The organism is Streptomyces sp. MS191 (genome assembly GCF_008042125.1).
In the GTDB taxonomy this organism is placed as follows: domain Bacteria; phylum Actinomycetota; class Actinomycetes; order Streptomycetales; family Streptomycetaceae; genus Streptomyces.
On record NZ_RDBI01000039.1, the window covers coordinates 38,954 to 41,734 of the forward strand.

3 protein-coding genes are annotated in these 2,781 nt (G+C 70.9%); all 3 read right to left on the reverse strand.

Features of this window, described 5'->3' with window-relative positions; genetic code table 11:
- Window positions 1–862: relaxase/mobilization nuclease domain-containing protein (locus EAO71_RS06740; RefSeq protein WP_261992040.1), on the reverse strand; the 862-nt coding region annotated here is incomplete at its 3' end.
- Window positions 859–1,419, reverse strand: a complete 561-nt coding sequence (locus tag EAO71_RS06745; RefSeq protein ID WP_147976873.1) for a MobC family plasmid mobilization relaxosome protein — start codon at window positions 1,417–1,419, stop codon at window positions 859–861. The genes EAO71_RS06745 and EAO71_RS06740, both read right to left, overlap by 4 nt.
- A 332-nt stretch (window positions 1,420–1,751) precedes the next feature.
- Window positions 1,752–2,444: a DUF2637 domain-containing protein gene (locus EAO71_RS06750; RefSeq protein ID WP_147976874.1), complete on the reverse strand. Its 693-nt coding sequence runs from the start codon at window positions 2,442–2,444 to the stop codon at window positions 1,752–1,754.
- Between the last annotated feature and the right edge of the window lie 337 nt (window positions 2,445–2,781).

A 2,781-nucleotide genomic window follows, 5' to 3' on the forward strand; every position in this document is an offset into this window, starting at 1 on the left:
CCGCGTCGGCGACGCCTGCCGCCAGATCGAGACCGACTACGGCCTGCGCCAGCTGAAGAAGGGCGATCTTGCCGCCGGGGTGGAGGATCTGTTCGCCGTCCTTGTTGAGGTCGCCGGGGCGGCCGACGGCGTAGCCGAGGAGGTCTCCGGACGGTCCGCGGCGGGGTTTGACCACGATGCCGTCGGCTTCGAGGTAGGCGAGGAGTTCCTCCGTGTTGCTGGCGTGGGGGATGGCGGCGCGGATGCGGTCCTGGAGCCAGTCGCGACTGGTCTGCTCCCAGCCGAGGCGTTCGGCCTTGTGCATTTCGGCCTGGGTGGGTCGGCGTCCGGCGGTGCGGTCGCCCTTCTTCAGCTGGCGCAGGCCGTAGTCGGTCTCGATCTGGCGGCAGGCGTCGCCGACGCGGATGCCGCTGTCGTACAGCCGGGGACGGCGGCCGTCCTCACGGACGGTGGTGGCGAGGATGTGGATGTGGTCGTCGGCGTGGCGTACGGCGATCCACCGGCAGCCGAGGTCGTCTCCGGGCGGGGCGATGCCGGCGGCCTCGACGATTCGCTGGGCGATGTCGGCCCACTCCGTGTCGGAGAGGTGCCGGTCTTCGGGGGCGGTGCGGACGGGGCAGTGCCAGACGTGGTCGGTGACCTTCTTGCCGAACTCGCTGTTCCGAAGATGGACGGGTGCGTCGAGGTGGCGGGCGAGCTGGGTGAGGGTGGCGTCGGGGTCGCGTCCGGGGTCGGGCATGCCGAGCATGACGAAGCCGGCGACGATGTGTGGGTCGGTGTGCTCGTCGTGGCGGCCGGGGCCGTAGAGGTAGGCGAGCAGGCCGCGGGTGTTGGACCCGGCCGGTTTGATGGCGGCTATCACGCGGCCAGGTCCTTCCCGGATTCGGCGGGTTCGCGCAGGGCCTCGGCGATCAGCTCCAGCAGGCGGTGAAGCTCGTCGAGACGTTGGCGGATGTCGGGTGGGGTGAGGTCGCTATTGAGGGCACGGGCGATCTGGTTGACGTTGACGCCGATGCGGTTGAGCTCGCGCAGCACCTGGGCGCGGAACATGTGGGTGCGGCGGCGGTCCTCGGACAGCGGCAGGTTCGCGGTGAACCGACCGGTGATGAAGGCGAGGACGATGTCGGCGGCGAAGCCGGATTCCCCCTTGTAGCCGTGCTCGGCGGCGGCCTCCCGCATGTCGGCGTGCTCGTCGCCGGTGAACCGCAGCGGGCCGACGCGCACGGTCCGCTTAGTGCCGGTGAAACGGCGGATCGCCGGCTGGACGCTCTGCATCGCTCGCTCACCGGCCGCTGGCTCGGCGGCGGGTGCGGGGCGGAGGATCTGCTGCTGGACGGCGTGGAGCTCGTCCTGGTTGGGGCCGCCCTCGGTCCCGGCCTCCCGGTCCGGCGCCCCCTGGCGTCGGGCCGTCTCCGCCACCCCCGGGGCGGAGATCCCCGAAGACCGGCCTTGAGTCGGACTCGGGGTACTACTGGCTCCGCCAGGGGCAGGTCGTCCGAACGCCTGCCGCAAACGGACCATGAACGTAGGCGACTTCGGATGGAGGGACGCCATGTCGGTGCCGGCAGTGGCGTCGTCGTGGGAGTCACGGGGCACTGGCGTTCTCCGATGCGCGGGACTGGGGCGGGTGCTGAGGGGCACAGGGAGGGCATGTCTCGTATCCACAGGGGCGGCCCCCAGGGTGTGGACAAGGGCGCGGTCGGGTGGTCGGAACSGTTCCGACCACCCGACCGGGCTCAGGGTTGGGCCGGTCAGGAGGTTTCGGAAGCGACCTTCGCTTCGGCCCGGAGGATCTTCATGACCTCGGTCAGTCGCTCGCCGGCCATGCCGAGCTCCTGGGCCCGAGCGGCCTTCTTCACGACGGCTCGCGACAGCTTCCCCTGTTCAGCGGCAGCGGCGCGGCCGATCTCGACCAGGTCCTCCAGCGAGGCGTCCGGCGGTCGTCCGCCTCGCCGCTTGGCCTGCGTATCCCCTGCAGGCTGTTCCGGAGCCTCGGTGGTGGTCTCGCGGGTGATCAGGATGTGGAGGTGGACCGCGCCGGCCAGAGCGAGCGGCGCGATGGTGGAGAGGACGCCCACGGTGGCGTCGCCCAGGTACAGGCCGTCGGATGTGACCTGTTGGTTGAGGCGGAGGGCGTGCAGGGCGTTCGCCCAGATGCTCGCAACGGTGGCCGTTCCGAACAGGGTCCATACGTAGAGGCGGGCTCGGAACGGGGCGGTGCGCAGGACGAGGAGGGCTCGTACCCCGTAGGCGATGAACCCGTCGATCACGAGCGGGAAGAGGTAGGTGAGGAAGCCGCGGACGTGGATGGCGACGGCCATCTGCTGGAGTGCGTCGTACGACAGCGCGCACGCGGCGGCGCCGAGGGTGAGGATCGCGGCGCGGTCCCAGCCGGTCGCCTGGTGGGCTGTGCGGTGGTGGGCGGGTATGGCAGGGGTGCTCAAGCGGGAGGCTCCTGTGGTGGTGGCGTGATGCGTCTTGGGCGTCTTGGCCGTTGCAAGCGCAGGTCAGGGCCGGTACGGCAGGACCGGTCGGTGTCCGTCTTGGCCGCGCCCTGGTGGGGACGGCATGGGTCGGCCTTCCGTCTTGGCCTCACGGCCGATGACCTGCGGCGATACGGCACGTACGAGTGGGACGGCACGAGACGGATGCGGGCGACGTCCTGGCGGCCTGCGCGGGCGACGGTGATCGTGTTGCCGTCTTGGGCCCGGTTGCCGTCTTGCGCGTATGCCCTCTGACCTGCGCGATCACGGCAGGGACGGCAAGGACGGCAACCAGCGG